Annotated in this window: 31 protein-coding genes; 22 read left to right on the top strand and 9 right to left on the bottom strand. The window is 66.5% G+C overall.

What is annotated here, in order from left to right; translation table 11 throughout:
* Nucleotide 1 precedes the first annotated feature (1 nt).
* The 21 genes from rpmC (at nt 2) to AC4D2C_RS08415 (ending at nt 12,705) form a co-directional block, all read left to right on the top strand.
* A complete protein-coding gene (gene rpmC, locus AC4D2C_RS08515; protein ID WP_104050955.1) occupies nt 2-343 on the top strand; it encodes a 50S ribosomal protein L29 in 342 nt (113 codons plus the stop codon).
* Nucleotides 340-651 (top strand): 30S ribosomal protein S17, encoded by a 312-nt coding sequence (gene rpsQ, locus AC4D2C_RS08510; RefSeq protein WP_334210696.1) that lies wholly within the window; start codon nt 340-342, stop codon nt 649-651. Before rpmC ends, rpsQ begins: the two co-directional genes overlap by 4 nt.
* Nucleotides 652-997: 346 nt before the next feature.
* Nucleotides 998-1,366: a 50S ribosomal protein L14 gene (gene rplN / locus AC4D2C_RS08505; RefSeq protein ID WP_049829173.1), complete on the top strand. Its 369-nt coding sequence runs from the start codon at nt 998-1,000 to the stop codon at nt 1,364-1,366.
* A 3-nt stretch (nt 1,367-1,369) separates the two neighbouring features.
* Nucleotides 1,370-1,744 (top strand): 50S ribosomal protein L24, encoded by a 375-nt coding sequence (gene rplX, locus AC4D2C_RS08500; protein WP_490907402.1) that lies wholly within the window; start codon nt 1,370-1,372, stop codon nt 1,742-1,744.
* Complete coding sequence (gene rplE / locus AC4D2C_RS08495; RefSeq protein WP_490907405.1) at nt 1,744-2,319, top strand: 50S ribosomal protein L5; 576 nt, start codon at nt 1,744-1,746, stop codon at nt 2,317-2,319. The genes rplX and rplE overlap by 1 nt, the downstream gene beginning before the upstream one ends.
* 87 nt (nt 2,320-2,406) lie before the next feature.
* On the top strand, nt 2,407-2,805 hold the full coding sequence (gene rpsH / locus AC4D2C_RS08490; RefSeq protein WP_043440638.1) for a 30S ribosomal protein S8: 399 nt from the start codon (nt 2,407-2,409) through the stop codon (nt 2,803-2,805).
* A gap of 18 nt (nt 2,806-2,823) precedes the next feature.
* Nucleotides 2,824-3,360 carry a 50S ribosomal protein L6 gene (rplF, locus tag AC4D2C_RS08485; protein ID WP_490914131.1) on the top strand — a complete coding sequence of 179 codons (537 nt, stop codon included), beginning with the start codon at nt 2,824-2,826 and terminating at the stop codon, nt 3,358-3,360.
* Nucleotides 3,361-3,362: 2 nt separating this feature from the next.
* Nucleotides 3,363-3,746 carry a 50S ribosomal protein L18 gene (rplR, locus tag AC4D2C_RS08480; RefSeq protein ID WP_334210693.1) on the top strand — a complete coding sequence of 128 codons (384 nt, stop codon included), beginning with the start codon at nt 3,363-3,365 and terminating at the stop codon, nt 3,744-3,746.
* A 29-nt stretch (nt 3,747-3,775) separates the two neighbouring features.
* Nucleotides 3,776-4,480 carry a 30S ribosomal protein S5 gene (gene rpsE, locus AC4D2C_RS08475; RefSeq protein ID WP_334210692.1) on the top strand — a complete coding sequence of 235 codons (705 nt, stop codon included), beginning with the start codon at nt 3,776-3,778 and terminating at the stop codon, nt 4,478-4,480.
* Nucleotides 4,480-4,698, top strand: a complete 219-nt coding sequence (rpmD, locus tag AC4D2C_RS08470) for a 50S ribosomal protein L30 (protein ID WP_104050948.1) — start codon at nt 4,480-4,482, stop codon at nt 4,696-4,698. Before rpsE ends, rpmD begins: the two co-directional genes overlap by 1 nt.
* Nucleotides 4,698-5,195: a 50S ribosomal protein L15 gene (gene rplO, locus AC4D2C_RS08465; protein WP_490914129.1), complete on the top strand. Its 498-nt coding sequence runs from the start codon at nt 4,698-4,700 to the stop codon at nt 5,193-5,195. The genes rpmD and rplO overlap by 1 nt, the downstream gene beginning before the upstream one ends.
* A 221-nt stretch (nt 5,196-5,416) precedes the next feature.
* Nucleotides 5,417-6,727, top strand: a complete 1,311-nt coding sequence (gene secY / locus AC4D2C_RS08460; protein ID WP_490907414.1) for a preprotein translocase subunit SecY — start codon at nt 5,417-5,419, stop codon at nt 6,725-6,727.
* A 5-nt stretch (nt 6,728-6,732) separates the two neighbouring features.
* Nucleotides 6,733-7,296, top strand: a complete 564-nt coding sequence (locus tag AC4D2C_RS08455; protein ID WP_490914786.1) for an adenylate kinase — start codon at nt 6,733-6,735, stop codon at nt 7,294-7,296.
* Between the two features lie 9 nt (nt 7,297-7,305).
* On the top strand, nt 7,306-8,133 hold the full coding sequence (gene map / locus AC4D2C_RS08450) for a type I methionyl aminopeptidase (protein ID WP_490914127.1): 828 nt from the start codon (nt 7,306-7,308) through the stop codon (nt 8,131-8,133).
* Nucleotides 8,134-8,361: 228 nt separating this feature from the next.
* Nucleotides 8,362-8,583, top strand: a complete 222-nt coding sequence (gene infA, locus AC4D2C_RS08445; protein WP_019481515.1) for a translation initiation factor IF-1 — start codon at nt 8,362-8,364, stop codon at nt 8,581-8,583.
* A gap of 21 nt (nt 8,584-8,604) precedes the next feature.
* Nucleotides 8,605-8,718 carry a 50S ribosomal protein L36 gene (gene rpmJ / locus AC4D2C_RS08440; protein WP_043440658.1) on the top strand — a complete coding sequence of 38 codons (114 nt, stop codon included), beginning with the start codon at nt 8,605-8,607 and terminating at the stop codon, nt 8,716-8,718.
* 163 nt (nt 8,719-8,881) lie between these two features.
* Nucleotides 8,882-9,259 (top strand): 30S ribosomal protein S13, encoded by a 378-nt coding sequence (gene rpsM / locus AC4D2C_RS08435; RefSeq protein WP_043440660.1) that lies wholly within the window; start codon nt 8,882-8,884, stop codon nt 9,257-9,259.
* A 139-nt stretch (nt 9,260-9,398) separates the two neighbouring features.
* Nucleotides 9,399-9,800, top strand: coding sequence for a 30S ribosomal protein S11 (gene rpsK, locus AC4D2C_RS08430; RefSeq protein WP_026531448.1), 402 nt, complete (start codon nt 9,399-9,401; stop codon nt 9,798-9,800).
* Between the two features lie 148 nt (nt 9,801-9,948).
* Nucleotides 9,949-10,959 carry a DNA-directed RNA polymerase subunit alpha gene (locus AC4D2C_RS08425; protein WP_104050943.1) on the top strand — a complete coding sequence of 337 codons (1,011 nt, stop codon included), beginning with the start codon at nt 9,949-9,951 and terminating at the stop codon, nt 10,957-10,959.
* Nucleotides 10,960-11,024: 65 nt separating this feature from the next.
* A complete protein-coding gene (gene rplQ, locus AC4D2C_RS08420) occupies nt 11,025-11,666 on the top strand; it encodes a 50S ribosomal protein L17 (protein ID WP_490914125.1) in 642 nt (213 codons plus the stop codon).
* A gap of 22 nt (nt 11,667-11,688) precedes the next feature.
* Complete coding sequence (locus AC4D2C_RS08415; protein ID WP_490914123.1) at nt 11,689-12,705, top strand: tRNA pseudouridine synthase A; 1,017 nt, start codon at nt 11,689-11,691, stop codon at nt 12,703-12,705.
* A 25-nt stretch (nt 12,706-12,730) separates the two neighbouring features.
* Here AC4D2C_RS08415 and AC4D2C_RS08410 read toward each other — a convergent pair whose 3' ends face one another.
* Nucleotides 12,731-13,354, bottom strand: coding sequence for a prepilin peptidase (locus AC4D2C_RS08410; protein WP_490914121.1), 624 nt, complete (start codon nt 13,352-13,354; stop codon nt 12,731-12,733).
* Nucleotides 13,355-15,037, bottom strand: coding sequence for a sensor histidine kinase (locus tag AC4D2C_RS08405; RefSeq protein ID WP_490914119.1), 1,683 nt, complete (start codon nt 15,035-15,037; stop codon nt 13,355-13,357). It abuts the gene before it with no gap.
* A gap of 196 nt (nt 15,038-15,233) precedes the next feature.
* Between AC4D2C_RS08405 and AC4D2C_RS08400 the strand changes: the two genes are divergently transcribed.
* Complete coding sequence (locus AC4D2C_RS08400; RefSeq protein ID WP_490914117.1) at nt 15,234-16,025, top strand: response regulator transcription factor; 792 nt, start codon at nt 15,234-15,236, stop codon at nt 16,023-16,025.
* Between the two features lie 48 nt (nt 16,026-16,073).
* Here AC4D2C_RS08400 and AC4D2C_RS08395 read toward each other — a convergent pair whose 3' ends face one another.
* From AC4D2C_RS08395 to AC4D2C_RS08365, 7 genes are all read right to left on the bottom strand, one after another.
* The gene (locus tag AC4D2C_RS08395; RefSeq protein WP_490914116.1) at nt 16,074-16,451 is read right to left on the bottom strand and encodes an Hpt domain-containing protein; all 378 of its coding nucleotides are present in this window, start codon (nt 16,449-16,451) and stop codon (nt 16,074-16,076) included.
* Between the two features lie 103 nt (nt 16,452-16,554).
* Nucleotides 16,555-17,436, bottom strand: a complete 882-nt coding sequence (locus AC4D2C_RS08390; protein WP_490914114.1) for a type II secretion system F family protein — start codon at nt 17,434-17,436, stop codon at nt 16,555-16,557.
* Between the two features lie 10 nt (nt 17,437-17,446).
* Nucleotides 17,447-18,382, bottom strand: coding sequence for a type II secretion system F family protein (locus tag AC4D2C_RS08385; RefSeq protein WP_490914112.1), 936 nt, complete (start codon nt 18,380-18,382; stop codon nt 17,447-17,449).
* 4 nt (nt 18,383-18,386) lie between these two features.
* Complete coding sequence (locus AC4D2C_RS08380; protein ID WP_490914110.1) at nt 18,387-19,826, bottom strand: TadA family conjugal transfer-associated ATPase; 1,440 nt, start codon at nt 19,824-19,826, stop codon at nt 18,387-18,389.
* Nucleotides 19,823-21,019, bottom strand: a complete 1,197-nt coding sequence (locus AC4D2C_RS08375) for a CpaE/TadZ family protein (protein WP_490914108.1) — start codon at nt 21,017-21,019, stop codon at nt 19,823-19,825. The genes AC4D2C_RS08380 and AC4D2C_RS08375 overlap by 4 nt, the downstream gene beginning before the upstream one ends.
* Nucleotides 21,016-21,780, bottom strand: coding sequence for a Flp pilus assembly protein CpaB (cpaB, locus tag AC4D2C_RS08370; RefSeq protein WP_490914106.1), 765 nt, complete (start codon nt 21,778-21,780; stop codon nt 21,016-21,018). Before cpaB ends, AC4D2C_RS08375 begins: the two co-directional genes overlap by 4 nt.
* A complete protein-coding gene (locus AC4D2C_RS08365) occupies nt 21,777-22,775 on the bottom strand; it encodes a pilus assembly protein TadG-related protein (protein ID WP_490914104.1) in 999 nt (332 codons plus the stop codon). Before AC4D2C_RS08365 ends, cpaB begins: the two co-directional genes overlap by 4 nt.
* Nucleotides 22,776-22,793: the final 18 nt, after the last annotated feature.

Below are 22,793 nucleotides of genomic sequence, written 5' to 3'. Positions count from 1 at the left end.
TATGGCTCTGGGTTCAAAGGAACTGGCAACAGACCAGCTGGACGGCTTCGATAAGGACCGTCTGGTGGAAGAACTGCGCAAGGCCAAGGAGGAGCTGTTCAACCTCCGTTTCCAGTCGGCCACCGGCCAGCTCGAAAGCCACGGGCGCCTTCGTTCGGTCAAGCGCGACATCGCCCGCATCTACACGGTGCTGCGCGAGCGTGAACTGGGCATCCGCCCCGAGGTCGTCGCTCCCGTCGAGGAAGCGAAGCCCGCGAAGGAGGAGAAGCCCAAGAAAGCCAAGAAGGCCTCCAAGGACGCACCGTCCGTGGACACCGAGGCTTCTGAGGAGGACGCCAAATGAGTGAGCAGCAGAGTGAGACGACCGTAGGAACCGAGAAGGCCGTCCACGACGCCAACTCGCGCGGCTACCGCAAGGTACGCCGTGGCTACGTCGTGTCGGACAAGATGGAGAAGACCATCGTCGTCGAGGTCGAGGACCGCGTGAAGCACGCCCTGTACGGCAAGGTGCTTCGCCGCAGCTCCAAGGTCAAGGCGCACGACGAGAACAACACCGCCGGCATCGGCGACATGGTCCTGATCAGCGAGACCCGCCCCCTGTCCGCCACCAAGCGGTGGCGCCTGGTGGAGGTCATCGAGAAGGCCAAGTAGCACCCGAGCAGTACCGGGGCCGGTTCACCCGGCCCCACCCGGGATGCCCCGGACACGATTTCGTGTCCGGGGCATTTTCGCGATACCATGAGAATCTTGTCTGTCTGGTGGGCTGGCGCATGCCCTCTCGAGGTCACCCTCGCCGGGTCTCCTTCTCAGGGTTCCTTCACACCGGGCAAATAGGCAAAAGCCCGATAATCTTGTTCACCACGAATCCACTGTGCAGAAGATCCACGCACAGCCGCGCGCCCAGGCGTGCACGTGCTGAGTACCAGTATTACGGGGCCCACCCATATCCGTTCCGCAAGGCTCGATGAGAGAACCGGCGCGACGACAGGAGTAATAAGTGATTCAGCAGGAGTCGCGGCTAAAGGTCGCCGACAACACGGGTGCCAAGGAGATCTTGACCATCCGCGTTCTAGGAGGATCCGGGCGCCGCTACGCAGGCATCGGTGACGTCATCGTCGCCACCGTGAAGGACGCGATCCCCGGCGGCAACGTCAAGAAGGGTGACGTCGTCAAGGCGGTCATCGTCCGCACCAAGAAGGAACGCCGCCGTGCGGATGGTTCCTACATCAAGTTTGACGAGAACGCAGCAGTGATCCTGAAGAACGACGGCGACCCCCGCGGTACCCGTATCTTCGGCCCTGTCGGTCGCGAGCTCCGCGACAAGCGTTTCATGAAGATCATCTCGCTGGCGCCGGAGGTGCTGTAGTCCATGGCACAGAAGACAAAGCTCAAGATCAAGAAGGGTGACCTCGTCCAGGTCATCACCGGAGCCCGGCAGGAGCGCGGCGGAGACCGCGGCAAGCAGGGCAAGGTACTGAAGGTGTTCCCGGACACCAACCGCGTGCTCGTGGAGGGTATCAACCGGATCACCAAGCACACCAAGGTCGGGCAGTCGCAGCGCGGCACCACGACCGGTGGCATCGAGGTGGTCGAGGCCCCCGTGCACATCAGCAACGTCGCGGTCGTCGATCCCGAGACCAAGAAGCCGACCCGCGTCGGATACCGCACCGAGACCGTCGAGCGCGACGGCCGCGAGCGTGTTGTCCGCATCCGCGTGGCCAAGTCATCAGGGAAGGATCTGTAATGACTGTCGAAACCGCAGAAACCCGGGTTCTTCCCCGTCTCAAGGCGCGCTACGCGTCCGAGATCAAGGCCACCCTGCAGGAAGAGTTCAACTACTCGAACGTCAACCAGGTCCCGCGCCTGGTGAAGGTCGTCGTGAACATGGGTGTCGGTGACGCCGCAAAGGACTCCAAGCTGATCGACGGAGCCGTCAAGGACCTCACCGCGATCACGGGCCAGAAGCCCCAGGTCACGAAGGCCCGCAAGTCCATCGCACAGTTCAAGCTCCGCGAAGGAATGCCGATCGGCGCGCACGCGACTCTGCGTGGCGACCGCATGTGGGAATTCACGGACCGCCTGATCTCCCTCGCCCTGCCCCGTATCCGCGACTTCCGCGGCCTCAACGGCAAGCAGTTCGACGGCAACGGCAACTACACCTTCGGCCTCACGGAGCAGTCCATGTTCCACGAGATCGACCAGGACCGTATCGACCGGGTGCGTGGCATGGACATCACCGTTGTCACCACCGCCAAGACCGACGCCGAGGGCCGCGCGCTCCTCAAGGCGCTCGGCTTCCCCTTCAAATCCGAAGATTAATCTAACTACGTCTCAGGTCCTCTCCAGGCGGCGCCTCCCGCGCCGACCGGAGAACGGAAACCGTTTCGAGGAAGGGCAAGAGCCCACATGACAATGACAGATCCTGTCGCAGACATGCTCACTCGTCTGCGCAACGCCAATTCGGCTTACCACGATTCCGTGTCCATGCCGTACAGCAAGTTGAAGGCCCGCGTCGCGGACATCCTGAAGGCCGAGGGCTACATCGCCGGCTGGAAGGAAGAGGAAGCGGAGGTCGGCAAGAAGCTGACCATCGACCTGAAGTTCGGACCGGACCGCCAGCGCTCCATCGCCGGCATCCGCCGCATCTCCAAGCCGGGTCTGCGCGTGTACGCGAAGTCCACGAACCTCCCGCACGTGCTCGGCGGCCTCGGCATCGCCATCCTGTCCACGTCCTCCGGTCTGCTCACCGACCGCCAGGCATCCAAGAAGGGTGTGGGTGGGGAAGTCCTCGCCTACGTCTGGTAACGGGAAAGGGAAAGAATAATGTCACGTATTGGACGTCTCCCCATCGCCGTTCCCGCCGGTGTCGAGGTCAAGGTCAACGGTAACGAGGTCTCCGTCAAGGGCTCGAAGGGCGAGCTGAGCCACACGGTTCCCAGCCCCATCGAGGTCACCCTGGACGAGGGCACGCTCACCGTCACGCGCCCGAACGACGAGCGCGAATCCCGGTCGCTGCACGGCCTGACCCGCACGCTGATCTCCAACATGATCGTCGGAGTCACCGAGGGCTACAAGAAGAACCTCGAGATCGTGGGCACGGGTTACCGTGTCCAGGCCAAGGGCAGCGACCTCGAGTTCGCACTGGGGTACAGCCACCCGGTCGCCGTCGAGGCACCCGAGGGCATCACCCTGACCGTCGACAGCCCCACCAAGCTCTCGGTCGCAGGCATCAACAAGCAGCAGGTCGGCGAGGTCGCTGCAACCATCCGCAAGCTGCGCAAGCCCGACCCCTACAAGGGCAAGGGCATCCGCTACGCAGGCGAGATCATCCGCCGCAAGGTCGGAAAGGCTGGTAAGTAACCATGGGTCTGAGCATCAACAAGAAGCGCAGCTCGAAGAGCAAGTCCGCCTCGCGTGGGCGCCGCCACCTCCGTGTGCGCAAGCGCGTATCGGGCACGGCCGTCCGTCCCCGCCTGGTCGTCAACCGTTCGGCCCGCCACGTCTTCGTGCAGGTCGTCGACGACACCAAGGGCGTGACCGTAGCGTCGGCCTCCACCCTCGAAGCGGACCTCCGTGCATTCGACGGTGACAAGACCGCCAAGGCCAAGCGCGTTGGCGAACTCGTTGCAGAGCGTGCCATGGCTGCCGGTGTCGAAGCGGTCGTCTTCGACCGCGGCGGCAACAAGTACCACGGTCGCGTTGCAGCAATCGCAGACGGCGCACGTGAAGGTGGGCTGGCACTGTGACCGAGGAGAACAAGGCAAAGGAAGCCCCATTGAATACGGCTACAGAGCAGCCCGCGGCCGACGCTCCGGCTGCAGGCACGACGGACACCGCGTCGGCTGACGCGAACCGTGGCCGCGGCGGCAACGCCCGCGGCGGCGAGCGTGGCGGCAACGCCCGCGGCGGCCGCGACGGCAACTCCCGCGGTGGCCGCGACGGCGGACGCAACGACGACAAGGACAAGTTCATCGAACGCGTCGTCACCATCAACCGTGTCGCCAAGGTCGTCAAGGGCGGCCGTCGCTTCAGCTTCACCGCCCTCGTGGTGGTCGGCGACGGCAACGGCATGGTCGGCGTCGGCTACGGCAAGGCGAAGGAAGTTCCCTCCGCCATCCAGAAGGCCGTCGAGGAAGCCAAGAAGACGATGTTCCGCGTTCCGCGCATCGGTGGCACCGTCCCGCACCTGGTGCAGGGCGAGGCAGCAGCCGGCGTCGTCCTCCTGCGTCCCGCCTCCCCGGGTACCGGCGTCATCGCCGGCGGTCCGGTGCGTGCGGTCCTGGAGTGCGTCGGCATCCACGACGTCCTCTCCAAGTCGCTCGGCTCCGCGAACGCCATCAACATCGTCCATGCGACCGTTGATGCGCTGAAGCGCCTCGAAGAGCCCCAGGCAGTCGCGGCCCGCCGTGGCCTGCCGCTGGACGAGGTCGCATCCCACCAGATGCTGCGCGCGATCGCAGCTCAGAAGGCAGGTGCGTGATGACCGCGATCACACCCAAGCGCGTGCGCGTCAGCACCGCGAAGCTGGAGATCACCCAGATCAAGTCCGCCATTGGCGGCAAGCAGAACCAGCGCGACACGCTGCGGTCGCTCGGCCTGAAGCGGATCGGCCACACCGTGGTCCGTGAAGCGGATGCCGTCACCGTCGGCATGATCAACACGGTTCCGCACCTCTTGAAGGTTGAGGAGGCCAACTAATGGCAGAGAACAACAGCGCGGCTCCGGCCGCAACCGAGGGCAAGGCCGAGCGCGTCCACGCGCTCAAGGTCCACCACCTCCGCCCCGCACCGGGTGCCAAGACGGCGAAGACCCGTGTCGGCCGTGGTGAGGGTTCGAAGGGTAAGACCGCAGGCCGTGGTACCAAGGGAACCGCAGCCCGCTACCAGGTGAAGGCAGGATTTGCCGGCGGCCAGCTGCCGCTGCACATGCGCCTTCCCAAGCTGCGCGGCTTCAAGAACCCGTTCCGCGTCGAGTTCCAGGTCGTGAACCTGGACAAGCTGTCCGAGCTCTACCCGGCCGGCGGCGACGTCACGGTGGAGAGCCTGGTGGCCAACGGTGCCGTCCGCAAGAACCAGCCCGTCAAGGTGCTGGGGACCGGCGAGATCACGGTGGCCGTGAACGTCTCGGCCGACGCGTTCTCCGCATCCGCTGCAGAGAAGATCGCTGCAGCCGGCGGGACCGTCACCGAGCTGTAGGTCATGCGCCTCCCTCTCCCGGCGCGTCCGGGGGAGGGTGGCTGTGATCCGTGGCACTTAGGAACTAGACTTCTGGTGGGCTGGCTCGGCCGGCCCGCCAGGAGTCTTTTTTCGGCTACAGCCACCCATCACCCGCCGGTTCTCGAGCACCGGTGACCAACCGTTAGACTCGGTTGTTGTGTACGGTCCGCGTCAGGACCAACAGACCTTCAGGAGGACGCTTGCTTAGCGCTATTGGCCGGGCATTCCGGACGCCAGACTTGCGGCGCAAGCTGTTGTTCACGCTGGGAATCATCACCATCTTCCGTCTCGGGGCCTTCATCCCCGCTCCGGGCGTCGACTACGGGAACGTCCAGCAGTGCCTGGCTCTCGGTAACACCGAGGGCGGTCTCTACCAGTTCGTCAACCTCTTCAGTGGCGGCGCCCTCCTCCAGGTCTCCATCTTCGCGCTGGGCATCATGCCGTACATCACGGCGAGCATCATCACGCAGCTCCTCCGGGTGGTCATTCCCCGCTTCCAGGAGCTCCACCAGGAAGGCGCCCAGGGCCAGTCCAAGCTGACCCAGTACACGCGCTACCTCACGATCGCGCTCGGCCTGCTGAACGCGACCACCCTCGTCTCGCTCGCACGTTCCGGCGCGCTGCTCGGCAACTGCCCCGTGCCCCTGATCCCGGACGACTCGCTGATCATCATCGTCCTGCTGATCATCACACTGACCGCCGGTACCGGCCTCATCATGTGGATGGGCGAGCTCATCACCGAGAAGGGCGTGGGCAACGGCATGTCGCTGCTCATCTTCACGGCCATCGCCGCAGGCTTCCCCACCTCGCTCGGCGAGATCTTCCGCACCCAGGGCGCCACCGTCTTCGCCTTCGTGCTCGCCATGGGCGTCGTCGTCGTCGCCCTCGTGATCTTCGTGGAGCAGTCGCAGCGCCGCATCCCGGTGCAGTACGCCAAGCGCATGGTCGGTCGCCGTACCCTCGGCGGCAGCAGCACGTACATCCCGATCAAGGTGAACATGGCGGGTGTCATCCCCGTGATCTTCGCGTCCTCGATGCTGTACCTGCCGAGCCTGATCGCCCAGTTCAACACGCCCCAGGACGGCACCGCGCCCGCCGGCTGGGTCAACTGGATCACCACGTACCTCACCAGTGGCGACCACCCCCTCTACATGGCGATGTACTTCCTGCTCATCGTCTTCTTCACCTACTTCTACGTGGCCATCACGTTCAACCCGGACGAGGTGTCCGAGAACATGAAGAAGTACGGCGGATTCATCCCCGGCATCCGCGCCGGCCGGCCGACGGCGGAGTACCTGCAGTACGTGCTCTCCCGCATCACACTGCCGGGTGCCATCTACCTCGGACTCGTGGCGCTGATCCCGCTGATCGCCCTCGTGGCCATCGGAGCCAACCAGAACTTCCCGTTCGGTGGCACGTCGATCCTCATCATGGTCGGTGTGGGGCTCGAGACAGTGAAGCAGATCGACGCCCAGCTCCAGCAGCGTCACTACGAAGGGTTGTTGCGTTGACCAGAATGCTGATCATCGGTCCTCCCGGCTCGGGCAAGGGCACGCAGGCCGCCCGCATCTCGGAGCGCCTCGGGGTCGTCGCCATCTCCACCGGCGACATCTTCCGGGACAACGTCAAGCGTGAGACGCCCCTCGGCGTCGAGGCCAAGACGTACATGGACGCCGGCGACTTCGTCCCGGACAGCGTCACCAACAGCATGGTCCGGGACCGCCTCGCGGCGGACGACGTGCAGGAGGGCTTCCTCCTGGACGGCTACCCGCGCACCGCGGCGCAGGTCGCCGAGCTCGACGACATCCTGCGGGAGAACGACCTCGAACTCGACGTAGTCCTCCAGCTCACGGCCGACGACGAGGAGCTCGTGAAGCGACTCCTCGGGCGTGCCTCGCTCGACGGGCGTACCGACGACAAGGAACAGGTCATCCGCCACCGCCTGGGGCTCTACCACGACCAGACCGAGGCGGTGGTCTCGCGGTACGCAGAGCGCGGCATCGTGACCCAGGTCGACGGCCTCGGGTCGATCGACGAGGTCACCGAACGCGTCATGGCAGCACTCACCGTTCCGAGCTAGGACCCCCTCATGTTCCGCCAGCCCAAGATCGAGTACAAGACCACCAGCCAGATGCTGGTGATGCGCGAGGCCGGGCTGGTGCTGTCCAGGGCCCTCGACGAGACGGTGGCCGCCGCGCGCGTGGGCGTCACGACGGCCCAGCTCAATGACGTGTTCGAGGGCGTCCTCCAGGAGGAGGGTGCGACGTCGAACTTCCTCGGCTACCACGGCTTCCCGGCGAGCATCTGCACCTCCGTCAACCACGAAGTGGTCCACGGCATCCCCGGCGGCTACACGCTGCAGGACGGGGACATCATCTCGATCGACGGCGGCGCCGTCGTGCGTGGCTGGCACTCCGACTCCGCACGCACCGTGATCGTCGGCACCCCGCGGCCGGAGGACGTCCGCCTCTCGGACGTCACCGAGGAGGCGATGTGGCGGGGGATCGCGGCACTGGGGTCCGCCCGCTTCGTCGGCGACATCGGCTCGGCGATCGACGACTACGTGTCCTCCGTCCCCGGGCCGGCCCTCGGGATCCTCGAGGACTACGTAGGGCACGGCATCGGCACGCAGATGCACCAGGCGCCCGACGTGCTCAACTACCGCAGCACCCACCGCGGACCGAAGGTCCGGCCAGGTCTGTGCCTCGCGATCGAGCCCATGCTCGTGCAGGGCGGTCTCGAGACCGCGGTGCTCGACGACGACTGGACCGTCATCACCACCGACGGCAAGCGTGCCTCCCAGTGGGAGCACAGCGTCGCGGTGCACGACGGCGGCATCTGGGTGCTCACGGCACCCGACGGGGGAGCGTCCCGGCTCGGACCCCTCGGCGTCACGCCGGTCCCGCTGGAGAGCTGAACCTCCCAGGACCGCCCATTACAGCCCGGGACGGCCATCCGGCCGGCCCTGATTTAACGATCGACGGACTGTAGCGTAGAGTGATCTGTTGGTTGTCTCTGCTTTCCGTGCCCAAACGGGCCCCGGAGACCTTCCCGCCGAACGAGCTCCGGCTCGTCGCGGGTCCGACGATCAAAACCCAGAACCCGTCCGCCATGCAAGTGGCGGGCATAGACGTTAGCGGAGGATATGGCCAAGAAAGACGGTGTCATTGAGATTGAAGGCACTGTGAACGAGGCGCTGCCCAACGCGATGTTCCGCGTTGAGCTGGCCAACGGTCACATTGTCCTCGCCCACATCTCGGGAAAGATGCGCCAGCACTACATCCGAATCCTTCCTGAGGACCGGGTCGTAGTGGAACTGAGCCCGTACGACCTCACCCGGGGCCGTATCGTCTACCGCTACAAATAAGAATCAACTCGAAGGAAAACCATGAAGGTCAACCCGAGCGTGAAGCGGATCTGCGAGAAGTGCCAGGTGGTTCGCCGCAAAGGCAACGTTCTCGTCATCTGCGAGAACCCGCGCCACAAGCAGCGCCAGGGCTGAGAACCTCTCCTAGAGGCTCTTCCCGCGCGTAGAAGTACATTCAACGGCAGAACAGCGCCCCGTCAGGGGCGTACACCCCCGGCACGGAGGCCGGGGACCGGGACACAGGTCCTGGGGACGTTCTGCTCCATACCTCCGGCAACACCAAAGGAGCACCGCCACCATGGCACGTCTCGCTGGCGTAGACATCCCCCGCGAAAAGCGGGTAGTCATCGCGCTTACCTATATCTACGGCGTGGGCAAGACCCGTGCAGAGAAGACGATCGTCGACACGGGGATCTCCCCGAACACGCGCGTCAAGGACCTCTCCGACGTCGAGCTGGTCCAGCTCCGCGACTACATCGAAGGCAACTTCAAGGTCGAGGGTGACCTCCGCCGTGAGGTCGCCGCCGACATCCGCCGCAAGGTGGAGATCGGCAGCTACGAAGGCATCCGGCACCGCCGCGGCCTTCCCGTACGCGGACAGCGTACGAAGACGAACGCCCGTACCCGCAAGGGCCCGAAGCGTACGGTCGCAGGCAAGAAGAAGGTCGGACGCTAGATCCCCACTGGCTCCCTAACGTGACTCGCTAGCGCTCGTCACGCCAGGGGACCCTCGCCAGCGGAGGCCCCTGTTCGTGGGACTCCCGTGGGATTCGATCCGAATCAATGCTTTACCCAATACCTTCGTAGGAGAAGTAATGCCCCCCAAGACTCGTGGAGCGGTCCGTAAGCCGCGTCGCAAGGACAAGAAGAACATCGCGCTCGGTCAGGCGCACATCAAGAGCACCTTCAACAACACCATCGTGTCCATCACGGACCCGAGCGGTGCGGTCATCTCCTGGGCCTCGGCCGGCGAGGTCGGCTTCAAGGGCTCACGCAAGTCCACCCCGTTCGCCGCGCAGATGGCCGCCGAGGCCGCTGCGAAGCGCGCACAGGAGCACGGCGTCAAGAAGGTCGACGTCTTCGTGAAGGGCCCGGGTTCGGGCCGCGAGACCGCCATCCGCTCGCTGCAGGCCACGGGCCTCGAGGTCGGATCCATCTCGGACGTCACCCCGAGCGCTCACAACGGCTGCCGCCCGCCGAAGCGTCGCCGCGTCTAACGAAGCGAGCCGTCACCGTGCCGCCCTGCAGGAACCCACGTGGTCCGGCAGGGCGGTTCGGTGCCGTCCCAGCAGTTTTGCCGGCTGACCCGCAGTCCCGCCCATTTCGAAGCGTCATATAGCGGATGCTTCCTGAAAGGATATGTAAGTGCTTATTGCACAGCGCCCCACCCTGACTGAAGAAGTAGTCGCCGACAACCGCTCGCGGTTCGTCATCGAGCCCCTCGAGCCCGGTTTCGGCTACACCCTCGGCAACTCGCTCCGCCGCACGCTCCTGTCCTCCATCCCGGGTGCGGCCGTCACGAGCATCCGCATCGACGGCGTCCTGCACGAATTCACCACGGTTCCCGGGGTGAAGGAGGATGTCACCGAGATCATCCTGAACATCAAGAACCTCGCCGTCTCCTCGGAGCACGACGAGCCCGTCGTCGCCTACCTGCGCAAGCAGGGACCCGGCGTCGTCACGGCCGCTGACATCGCGCCTCCCGCAGGCGTCGAGTTCCACAACCCGGACCTCCACATCGCGACCCTCAACTCGAAGGGCAAGTTCGAGCTCGAGCTGACCATCGAGCGTGGACGCGGTTACGTGTCGGCGTCGCAGAACAAGTCCGGCGACTCGGAGATCGGCCGCATCCCGGTCGACTCCATCTACTCGCCGGTCCTCAAGGTCACCTTCCGCGTCGAAGCCACTCGTGTGGAGCAGCGCACCGACTTCGACAAGCTGATCGTCGACGTCGAGACGAAGGACGCCATCGCCCCGCGCGACGCCGTCGCGTCCGCCGGCACCACCCTGGTGGAGCTGTTCGGTCTGGCCCGCGAACTGAACACCGCGGCCGAGGGCATCGAGATCGGCCCGTCGCCGACGGACGCAGCACTCGCTGCCGACATGGCGCTGCCGATCGAGGACCTCGAACTCACGGTCCGCTCGTACAACTGCCTCAAGCGTGAGGGCATCCACTCCGTGGGTGAACTCGTCGCGCGCTCCGAGGCTGACCTGATGGACATCCGCAACTTCGGTGCGAAGTCCATCGACGAGGTCAAGGCGAAGCTCGTGGAGCTCGGTCTGTCCCTGAAGGATTCCCCTCCAGGCTTCGACCTTGCCGCCCGCGCTGCCGCCATCGAAGAGGACGACGTCGTCTACGGCGACGAAGAGCTCTAACACGCTACCTGTCCGCCCGCCGCGCCCATTGCGGCGGGCGGACCCCCTAATGAGGAGAAAGAACCATGCCCACACCCACTAAGGGCCCACGTCTCGGAGGCGGTCCGGCGCACGAACGCCTGATGCTCGCCAACCTGGCCGCCTCACTGTTCGAGCACAAGCGCATCACCACCACGGTGACGAAGGCCAAGCGCCTCCGGCCCTACGCCGAGCGCCTGGTGACCTTCGCGAAGAAGGGCGACCTCGCGTCGCGCCGTCGCGTCCTCGCCGTCATCAGCAACAAGAGCATCGTCCACGAGCTGTTCACGGACATCGCTCCCGCCGTCGCCAACCGCGAGGGTGGCTACACCCGCATCACGAAGATCGGCAACCGCAAGGGCGACAACGCCCCCATGGCCGTCATCGAACTGGTGCTGGAGCCCATGTCCGCCAAGCAGTCCGTGGTCGCCGAGGCCGAGCGCGCAGCATCGGGCCCCGCCGCTGCAGCAGCACCGGCATCGCCCGAGTCCGACGCAGTCGATTCCGTCGACTCCGTGGACTCGGTGGATTCCGTGGACTCGGTGGATTCCGCCGAGTCGGCCGAATCGGCTGAGTCCGCGGCTTCCGCCGACGAGGTCGCAGCCGAGGACACCACGGTCGACGCCGAAGCCGGCGTCGCCGATGAGGTCGTCGTCGTCGAGGGCACCGTCGAGGACGAGAAGAAGTAATTCTTCCCTCGCCACGCACACCATGATCACCCAGGAGCCCGCCGTCCCCCCGAGGGACGGCGGGCTCCTGCGTGTCCGGCTGGACATCGCGTACGACGGCTCCCTGTTCTCGGGCTGGGCCCTGCAGCCCGGGCTCATCACCGTGCAGGGCGTCCTCGAGGGCGCGCTCTTCACGCTCCTGCGTCGGCAGGTGCGCCTGACCGTCGGGGGACGGACCGACGCCGGCGTCCACGCCCGCGGTCAGGTGGCGCATATCGACCTCACACCGGCCGAGTGGCACGCGATGGCGAGAGGGCGCGACGTCGACCCCGCCGACGCCTTCCTCCGACGGCTCACCGGTACCATCAACCGCGAGCTGACGGACGGCGTCACAGGGCGAGGACGCTCCGTCAGGAACTCCGTGCCCGCCGTGGTCGTCCGCTCCGCCACGCAGGCGCCGGACGGGTTCGACGCACGCTTCTCCGCACTCTGGCGCCGCTACAGCTACGCCATCGCGGATACGGCGACCGGACAGGACCCGTTGCGCCGACACACCACCCTCTGGCACCCGGCACCGTTGGACGTCGCGCTGCTCAACGAGGGCGCGGGGCACCTGCTGGGCATGCAGGACTTCGCCGCGTTCTGCAAGCCTCGCGAAGGGTCCACCACCATCCGCGAGCTGCAGCGGTACGAGTTCACCCGCGGGCACGACGGCGTGATCACCGCGACCGTGCAGGCCGACGCCTTCTGCCACAACATGGTGCGCGCCCTCATCGGATCGACGCTGCGGGTCGGTTCGGGCGAGATGCCGCCCGGTTGGCTCGCCGAACGACTGGCCGCCCGGCTCAAGGATGCACGGTCCGTCCTCGCCGCACCGCATCCCCTCGTCCTCGAGGAGATCGCCTACCCCGGGAACGGGGAGCTCGCCGCCCGCGCCGACCTGACCCGCTCCCGCCGGACGGTGGACCACCTCGCCGTCCCCGACACGCGCGCGGCCCGGTCGCCGGAGGACGCCTCGGTGTCGCCGCTCGAGGGATCCTCGGGCCACCCGGAGGCCTAGGCCCCACGCCGCCCGGGCAGGGGCGTCAGCCCAGCAGAACCAGGCTCGCGAAGGCGGCAAGCAGCATGCCGGGGCCGAACGGGAACGTCGAGCCGCGCGAGCCGCGGCGCAGCAGGAGGACCGCGATACCGGCCACGCCACCGAGCAGGAACCCGCCCAGCAGGGTCCCGAGCCACGCGGCGGCCCCTGCCCAACCACCGATCAGGCCGAGCACGGCCGCGAGCTTCACATCGCCCATGCCCATGCCCGCGGGGGAGATGAGGGCCAGGAGGAAGTACACGGTGAACAGGGTCGCGCTGCCGGCCGCCGCACCGAGCAGCCCGCTCCAGTCGCCGGTCCCGAGCGCCGCGACGAGCAGTACCGGAACGGTGACGGCGGTGAACCGCAGCAGCATGGCGTTCGGCAGCAGCTTGGACTGCAGGTCGACGGCGCCCAGCACCACGCCGAACGCCGCGAGGACGGCCACGAGCGGGCCGTTCCAGGCTTCATCGGCCACCGCACTCCCTGCGCCTGCCAGGAGGCCGGCGAGCACCGTGAGCGGCACGCGCCAGGAGGGCGGCAGCACCGTGCGGGGATCCTTCTGCGGCAGGGAGAAGAGGGCGTAGGCGAGGGCCGCGGCGAGGACGCCGACCGCGAGGCTCAGGAGCATCTAGACGGACTCGCCGATCGAGTCCTGCGGCACGCGGCCCACCTCGCCGTTCACGGGCAGGGTCACCGTGAAGCGGCTGCCCTTGCCCGGCTCACTGACGCAGGAGATCGACCCGCCGTGGCTCTCGACGATGGACTTGGTGATCGCCAGCCCGAGACCTGCACCGTCGATGGCGGCGTGGCGGGCCGATGGCGTGCGGTAGAAGCGGGAGAAGACCTGCCGGGCTTCCTGTTCGGTCATGCCCATGCCCCTGTCCTCGACGTGCAGGGCGATCTCGGACTCCGACTCCTCCGCGCGGATTGTCACCACACCGCCGCCGGGGGAGTACTTGATGGCGTTGGAGAGCAGGTTGTCGAGCACCTGCGAGATCCGGAGGGGATCGATGAGCGTCCAGAGGGGATTCTGGGCGTCGGTCTTCAGCTTCACGCCGTTCTTCTGGGCCCGGAGCCTGTTGGACCGCACGCTCATCTCGATCAGCGCCGCGAGGTCCACGGGTCGGGGGTGCACCCGGACGCGGTCACCGGCGGTCGAGAGGAGGTCGGCGACGAGGTGGAGCACGCGCTCGGCATTGCGGCCGGCGACGTCGATGTACCCGCTGAGGTGGCTCGGCAGCCGATGCTCGTCCTCGAGCACCAGTTCGAGGTACCCGAGCACCGAGGTCAGCGGGGCGTGGAACTCGTGGGAGATGTTCGAGATGAAGGTGTCCTTCGCGGAGACGGCCTCCACGAGTTCCGTGACGTCGCTGCAGGCGATCAGCGCGCCGGCGATCCTGCCATCGGCGTTCTTGATGGGCCGTGCGGCTGTCGAGAGGGCACGCTGCGCGTCGCCGTCGCCCACCCAGATGAGCTCGTCGGCGAAGGTCTCGCCGGTGAGGGCACGGTAGACGGGCTGCCTGTCGACCGGCAGCGGCGTCACGCGGTCCGCGCCGAAGAACAGGCCGCCGTGGGCGTCGTCGTGGTCGGACAGCCGGTTGAACAGCTCCTGCTGGCGGTTCGTCAGCGTGGTGTTGCCGTGGGCGTCGACGGCGGTCAGGCCGACGTCGACGGTGTTGAGGATCGCCGTGAGGACACGCTCGCGGTCGATGGCCGCACGCAGGAGTTCGTTGAGCTCGCGGTCCTTGCGCTCGATCTCGACCTCGCGGGCCCGTGCGCCGGCGTTCGTCACGCGGATGGTGACGGCGATGCACAGCATCACGATCGGCAGCAGCAGCAGGCCCAGGTAGGACCGCAGGTGGGCCGGATCGAAGGAACCGAGCACCGGCCAGGACGTGACGAGCAGCGAACCGAGCACCGTGAGCGGCAGCGAGGCCCAGGGGGACAGCGAGGAGCGCATCAGCCACAGGACGGGGAAGACCACCAGGACGCCGAGGGCGGGCTGCGTCTCCATCGCGCCGGCACGGACCAGGGCGATCGCGACGAAGTCGAGGATCGGGACGATGAGCAGGCTTCCTCGCGGCAGTTCACGCCACGGGACGATGACCGAGAGCGCCAGGAGCACCAGGATCATCGAGAAGCCGAGGTCGAACGTGGGGTCGGTCACCAGGCCGGGTCGAAGAAGGGGTGCCGTCACGCCGATGACGACGACGATCAGGGTCAGGGGGATCTGGCAGAGCACCACGGAGCGGCCGATGCTCACTTTCGAGGCGACCGCGCGCAGCCGCGCGGCACCGGCATCCCTAGGCACGCACTTTCCGGGGAAAGAGGAGGAACTGCATGATGAAGAACTTTCCGACGCTGAGACCTACGTACTGCTCCCATTATGTAGCCCGGCCCGCGTTTTGGAATGCAAGCCGACGCGATTATCTGTCCGGGCAATGCACAATGGGAATCATGAGGAGTCGGAAAGATTGCAGTGCAGGTCAGAGGGGGGTCGGTGGCGAATGAGTGATCCGGGCGTGGCAGTGGTCATCGAGGACGACCCCGATGTGCGGAACCTCGTGGCGGCCGTCCTCAAGCAGTCGGGATTCGTCGTCCATGTGGCGCCGGCCGGGAGGGCAGGCGTCGATCTGGTCCGGGCCCATGACGCGGCGGTAGTCACCGTCGATGTCGGGCTCCCCGATATCGACGGTTACGAGGTGCTGCGGCGTATCCGTGCATTCAGCACCTGCTATGTGGTGATGCTGACCTCGCGGGGCGACGAACTGGATACCCTCACTGCCCTGCAGTCGGGAGCCGACGACTACCTCACGAAGCCGTTCCGGCCGCGGGAGCTGCGGGCGCGGATTGCCGCGATGCTGCGCCGTCCGCGTGTTGCCCCGAACCAGGTGCCAGGGGTCCCCGTGCCTGCTGCGGTAGTGACTCCGGCAGAGCCCGCTGCGCCGGTTGTGCCCGTTGCGCAGCCCGCCGTCGTCGAGCACAACGGCCTCGCCCTTAATGCGGCCGCCCGCACCGTGGTGCTGGACGGGCGTGACCTGCCGCTCACCAGGAGCGAGTTCGACCTGCTCAACGAGATGCTCAAGAGCAACGGTGCAGTGAGGACCAAGGCGGATCTGGTGCGCGTGGTCCGGGGGGACTACTACGACGAGGACACCTACATCAGCGACTCGGACGAGCGCGCCATCGAAGTGCACATCGGCAATCTGCGCCGGAAGCTGGACGAGGACCCGAAGAACCCGCGCTGGCTGCAGACGGTACGCGGTGTCGGCTACAGGCTCACGTCCACCCGTTCCTGACGTCGAACAACTCCTGACGGCCTGTTTCGGCCTGTTTCGCCGGCAGCGTCAGGCGGATGCCAGGTAGCGCGCCTCGATTTCGAGGATGGTGTCCAGTCCGCAGCGTTCGATGCCGGGCAGGGCCCTGAAGGCGGTGTCGAGGTCGGAGGAGGCCACCGCGGTCTCGAAGTCCGCGGCGAGGGCGGAGAGCCGTGAGGCTCCGATCATGGCGGAGGAGTTGCGGAGGCTGAGGGCGGCGTCGAGGGCTGCGGGGACGTCGCGGTTGCTGACGGAACTCTCGAGCCGGAGGAGTCGGTCCTCGAACCCGGTGATGTAGTCGCGTGCGAAGGCGCGGGCCGGTTGGGCGTCGTTCAGCTGCCGCTCGAGGTGGGACAGGACGGCCAGGTCCAGCAGCGGGAGACTCTTCGGGGCACTATTTGACGGCACTCCCTCAGGCTACGACCGGGATCTGACGGTTCGCCGTGAAGTCGGGCGATGCTGAGCGAGAAATGCGGAAGCGCTGATCCGGATGCGTATCCTGAGTCCCCGCTCACTGGCCGGCGAACGTATCGATCACGTTGAGCACGGCAGGTCCGAGGATCACGATGAACAGCACGGGAAAAATGAACAACAGCAGGGGGAACAATACGGCGACGGGCAATTTCATCGCCTTCTCCTCGGCCCGCTGGCGGCGCTTCACACGCATCACTTTGGCCTGCGTCCGCAGGACCCCCGAAAGGGCGATGCCGTAGGCGTCGGCCTGGACGATGGCCTTCACGAAACTGCGCAGCTCCGGGATGGTGCTCCGCTCGGCCATAGCGAGATACGCTTCGCGCCTGCTGCGGCCCACCTGCATGTCCTGCAAGGTCCGCACGAGTTCCTCGGCGAGCGGACCCTTGCCGGTCTCACCCGCACGTTGCATCGCACTTTCGAACCCGAGGCCAGCCTCGACGGAGATCAGCATCTGGTCGAGGGTGTTCGCGAGTTCCAGTGCCATGGCGTTCTGTCGTTCCTGGCCCTTGCTGTAGAGCAGGAGGTCCGGCACGAAGTACCCCAGCACCGTGATGAAGATGGACACCAGCACGAAGAGCCTGCTCGGATTGGCCTGCAGCAGGAGCAAGCCGGCCAGGCCACCGGCGAGGCCCAGAAGAGGCTTGGCGGTGAGCACCTTCGCGAGGGGCATGGATACTGGGCGTCCGGCGAGGCTCAGCAGGCGATCGAGCTTCGCGATGTAGGCGTCCGGGGTGAGCCGACGACCGAGCTGCAGCAGGGGGTTCCGGCGCTCTATGGCGGCAGCGGTCAGCCCCATGCCCTGGCTCAGGTTGTGCTGCACCGTCCGTCGCACCTTCGTGTCCGAGGTGAGGAGAGACCAGGTGAAGTAGCCGATTGGAGCGGTGGTCAGGAGCAGTGAGGCGAGCAGGATCGGGTCCACGTTGTCCTCCTCAGAATTTCAGGTCGATGATCTTGCGGAGCCACAGCCCGCCGATGGTCATCATGACGGCAGCACCGCCGAGCATGACCCAGCCGAGCGGCTTGGTGAAGAGCGGATCCACGTACCCGGGGCTGATGACGGTCAGGATGAGCGCGATGCCGAAAGGCAGGGCCGCGAGGATGTAGGCGGAGAACTTGCCCTCCGCTGCGAGGGCTTTGATGTGGCCCTTGATCTCGCTGCGCTCGCGGATGGTGTGGCCCACCTGGTCGAGCACGTCGGCGAGATCGCCACCGACCTCCCGGTTGATCTGGATGGCCTGGGCGATCCAGGCGAAGTCCTCGTTCTGCATTCTCTGCGAGGTATCGAGGAGCGAGGCGAGGAGGTCCTTGCCGAGGCTCGTCTCGGCGACGATCCTGCGCATCTCCTCGGACGTCGGGCTGTCGGCCTCGGTCGCGGCGGCGTCGATGGCCCGCAGGATGCTGTGGCCCGCCCGCAGGCCGCCGGTGAGCAGCTGCAGGGTATCCCCGAGCTGTGCGTCGAAGCGGCGGCGCCTTCGTCCGGTGAGGAAGGAGACCGCCAGGTGCGCGACGGCGGGGGAGAGCAGAAGCAGGAGGACGCCGATGACGGGTGCGAGCAGGGCCCAGCCGAGCAGGAGACCGGTGACACCGGCGAGGATGACGAGCAGGTAGACCTCGGCCTGGCTCAGCTTCACACCTGCGGTCTCCAGGACCTGCTGGTTCAGGAAGCGCATCGGACGGCGCTGCAGGTAGCGGTCCATCGCCCGCCCGACTGCTCCCGCGAAGCGCGAGAGCTGCGAGTCCGGCTGGTCCACCGGCGGTCGGCGACGATCGAGCGGCACGGGTGACTGCAGTGGCCTCAGTGCAATAAGGGCGAGCACGATGGCGCCGATGACGAGCGCGAGCCCGGCAAGGAGGAGGACGGTCATGCGGCTATCGCCCGCGCGGGGGGACGGACCCGAAAACGGCGGGGGAAACCGTGATGCCCATGTCCTCGAACCGCTCCATGAAGCGGGGACGGATGCCCGTGGGGACGGGTTTGCCGAGGAAACGGCCCTTGTGGTCCATGCCCGCCGAGTAGTCGAAGACGAAGGCGTCCTGGAGGGTGACGACGTCGCCCTCCATACCCTGTACCTCGGTGACATGCGTGATGCGGCGGCTTCCGTCCCGGAGCCGCGAGATCTGGACCACGAGGTTGACGGCGGACGCCAGCTGTTCGCGGATGGCGCGCAGGGGCAGGTCCATACCGGCCATGAGCACGAGGGTCTCGAGCCGGGCGACGGCGTCGCGCGGCGAGTTGGCGTGGACGGTCGAGAGCGAGCCGTCGTGCCCGGTGTTCATGGCCTGCAGCATGTCGAGCGATTCGCCGCCGCGCACCTCGCCGATGACGATCCGGTCGGGCCGCATACGCAGCGAGTTCCGGACGAGGTCGCGGATGGTCACGGCACCCTTGCCCTCGGTGTTCGGGGGGCGGCTCTCGAGGCGGACGACGTGCTGCTGCTGGATCTGGAGTTCAACCGCGTCCTCGATGGTGACGATGCGTTCGTCGTCGGGCAGGAAGGACGAGAGCACGTTGAGCAGCGTGGTCTTCCCGGTACCGGTTCCGCCCGAGACGATGATGTTGAGCTTCGCCTTGACGCACGCGTCCAGCAGTTCGGCCATCTCCGGCGTCAGGGTCCCGAAATCGATGAGGTTCTGGACGGTGAGGGGTACCTTGCTGAACTTTCGGATGGTCAGGGAGGAGCCATTGACGGCCAGCGGTGGGATGACGGCATTCACGCGCGAACCGTCCTCGAGCCGGGCGTCGACGAAAGGCGACGACTCGTCGATGCGCCGGCCCACCTTGGAGACGATGCGCTCGATGACGCGCCGCAGGTGCTCCTCGGAACTGAATCGCGATTCGCTCAGCGTCAGGCGGCCCTTCTGCTCCACGTAGATCTGGTCCATGCGATTGACCATGATCTCGGTGATCGTCGCGTCGTCGAGGAGACGCTGCAGCGGACCGAGGCCGAGGACGTCGTCGGCCACATCCTGGATGAGGCGGCGCCGTTCGTCCGGACTCAGCGGCACCTGTTCGGCGTCGATGATCTGGCTCAGCTCCTCGCGGGCCACTGCCTTGAGGTCGTCTTCGCTGATCGAGGTGTCGCTCGCGCGGACGCCCATGCGCTCGAAGAGGGCCGAAGCGGCACGTTGCTTGAGGCCCGCGAAGACATCCAGTCTGCCGGCGCCGGGCTTGATAGGGGCTTCTCGTACGACGGCGGGAGCCAGCGTGGGCGGGCGGCTCTCCTCGGGCGTCGCTACCGGAGTGGCGGGCTCGACGCCGGTGGCGGCGGAGGGCAGGGCCGCCGCCTGAATACGTGCGGACAACTTCATCGGACGACGACCCGGCGGTGGGTCTTCCGCTGCGTTGCGGCGCGCCATGCATGGTCGAAGCGCTTGACGAGCTCGTTGAGGCTCGTCGTCGCGGGGTCTCGGACCTTGTCCTGCAGGAGTGGGACCCCGCGGTTCGTCGCCAGCGTGATGGCGCGGGATCGGGGGATCGACACGTCGACGGGAGCGGCGAGGGTCGCCTCGATGTCCTGGACGGAGAGTCCGGTCTTCGTGTCCGCGAAGTTGAGGACCACATGGCGTGTCTCGGGGAGGAGGTTGAGCTTGTTCAGGACGTCGAGTCCGGAGCGCAGGCCGCGGACGCTCGGCACGTCCATGCCCGTGACCCAGACGGCGTCGGTGCACTGTTCCAATGCGGCGAGGCTGGGTTCGGTGAGACCGGGCCCGGTGTCGACGACGACGTAGCGGAACTCGAGCGCGAGCTGCTGGATGAGGCGTGTGATCTGCTCGGAGGAGATGCGGTCGGCGTCGGCCGGGTTGCGCGGGCCGCAGAGGGCGTAGATGCCTGACGGGTGTGCCGTGAGGAACGCCTTGAGGACCATCGAGTCCTGTGTCGCGGCGCCCGTGACGGCGTCGAGGACCGAGTATTCGGGGTTGAGGTACAGCCCTGTCGCGACATCGCCGAACTGCAGGTCGAGGTCGACGATGACGACGCTCATCGGAGCGATGCGACCCAGCCCCACCGCGAGGTTGGTGGCAATGGTCGTCTTGCCGACTCCGCCTTTCGGCGAGAAGACGCCGATCACCAAGCCGCTCTGCTGCTCGCGGGGAGTCTGGGACTCCGTGCGGCGGCGGGTCGCGAACGCCTGGCAGGCGCGCTCGAGTTGCACGCGGATGCTGGGCACGTCGGCCAGAGGGCTGAGGATGTCGCGCACACCGGCCCGCATGGCCTGGAGGGCTATGTCGGGGTGGTCGTCGTGGACGAGCACCACGCTGATCTCGGGGAACGTCACGTCCACGATGATGGCGAGCCGGAGCGCGTCCTCGATGGCGACGCCGGGACCGAAGACCAGGACCTCCGGCCGCTCGAGGGCGAGCTGGTCGAGCACGGCGTCCGTATCACCGTCCAGGACACTGGAGGGCAGGCTCTTGACGTGGCCCTGCAGTCCGCCGGCGATGGCGAGCCGCATCTTCTGTTCGAAGTCGGAGCTCGGGGTGATCAGGACGAATCGACTCATCGGTAGAGCTCCTTGTTCTCGACGACCGGAGAGTCGCCCTCGACGGTCGCTTCTGTTTCCTTGCTCAGCCAGAGGGTGGCGTTCTGGTTGGCGTGCACGAGCCGCGTGGCCTGCGCGGTGTCGACCGCCACGGTGAGCATCAGGGATCCACTCGGGAGGGCCTCGGCCTCCGCGCGTGCCTGGGCCTCGGGGTCGGCTGCGGGATCGGCGGCGACGGCGGTGGGTGCGCGTTGGACCGACGTCACGAGGACCTTGTGAAGGGCGAGCTTCGTCGTGGGGACATCCGGCGCCTCCTCGAGGCCTCCGCTCTCCAGGGAGATGAAGATCCCGACGGTGTCGCCCGGTGCGACCTTCCCACCCACAGCGCGGTCGGGTTCGATCGTGAACGACACTTCCTGCAGGCCCTCGGGCACCTCGACACTGCCGCTCACCGCGACCTCGTCCGGGTCCACGAGCCGCTCCGTGAGCAGCTGCTCGCCAGGCATGAGCTCCACGGTGGTGACCTTCCCGGTGGATGCATCGAGGTCCTTGAGCGCGGTGGCGCCGACGGCGGTGGCCGGCAGCTGCTGCGTGGTGAGGAAGGGCATGAGCTCTTCCGTCGGCGTACCGGCTGGAACAGCGGTCGCGACGACGAGGACGTCGACAGGGTTGAGGCCCTCGACGGCGCGTGCTTCGGCGCCCTGCGCGTAGCCGTAGAGCATCATCGCCCCGACGAGGGCGAGCACGACGGCGGCGACGCCGGCCAGGAGACGGGATTTCATGGTGTTGCTTCCTCAAGGGTGAGTTTGACGCCTGTTGCGCCGTAAGTCGTCGGGCCGCCGAGTTCGACGGCGTCCAAGGCTACATAGCGAATGAAACGGCCGATGAAGCCGCGATCGCTGTTGTTGTACTTGTTGTCCTTGAAGTGCGTAGCGGCGTCATCGAGCATGTATTCGTGTCCCTGAAAGTTCCAACCTCGGATATCAATGGCAGCAAAGGCAACAATTCGGAACTTGCCACTGGTGCCGGTGCCGGACGTGTCATCGAAAACAGGGAAGAGTTGTACAAGTTTTTCTCCTGCAGCCAGTTTTGCCTTCCACTGCTCGAGACGTGGTCCGCAACCGGCCTTGAGGTTGCTGCCCGTGTCCGAGGTCACCCATGGTGTGCTCAGCGAGACTGTCGCCTGGCAGGAGCCGGAGGTGTCCTGGATGAGCCAGCCGAAGCCACCCGGGATCTCATGACCGGACGATGTTCCATGGCAGGTCTTGCTCGTTTCACCGATGCCGTGGGACATCAGGAACTGGAGAGCGCCGTCCGCAGTTTGAGTCGAATCGATTTCGCATTTCGAGAAGGTGATGGAGAAAGGCGCCTCGACCTTCGAAGGACCGCCCCAGGCTGCGGAGGCGGTCGCTGTGACGTCAGCGGAAGCTATTCCCAGCGCGTTGGCGAACAGCAGGCTGACGTGATTGGCGCCGCTCCCGGCCTCCCGTGCCCCGGCCTCGACCGTCACGCGGCCGGCGGTCTTGTTAAGGGTGGTAGCCCTGATCCCGCTCGTGGCATCGAGGGCGTTCCCGTCGGTCATGGTGCGAGCCAGAGAGGTATTCACCGCACAGTCGGGATCAGCCAGACTCTTCGCGCACTTCTGCGCTGTGGCGAGCGCTGCGGCGTCGGCACCGTTCTGTAACTGGGCCTTCTCTGACACAAGCATCCCGACGTCGATCGCCAGGGCCGCGAAACCGAGAAGCACGACCATGAGGAGGGCCACGAGGACGGACACGGCACCGCGTTCATCCTT

Source organism: Arthrobacter sp. TJ-240, assembly GCF_058269195.1.
Note: the sequence above shows the minus strand (reverse complement) of the source record. Positions and strands in the feature narration are given on the sequence as shown.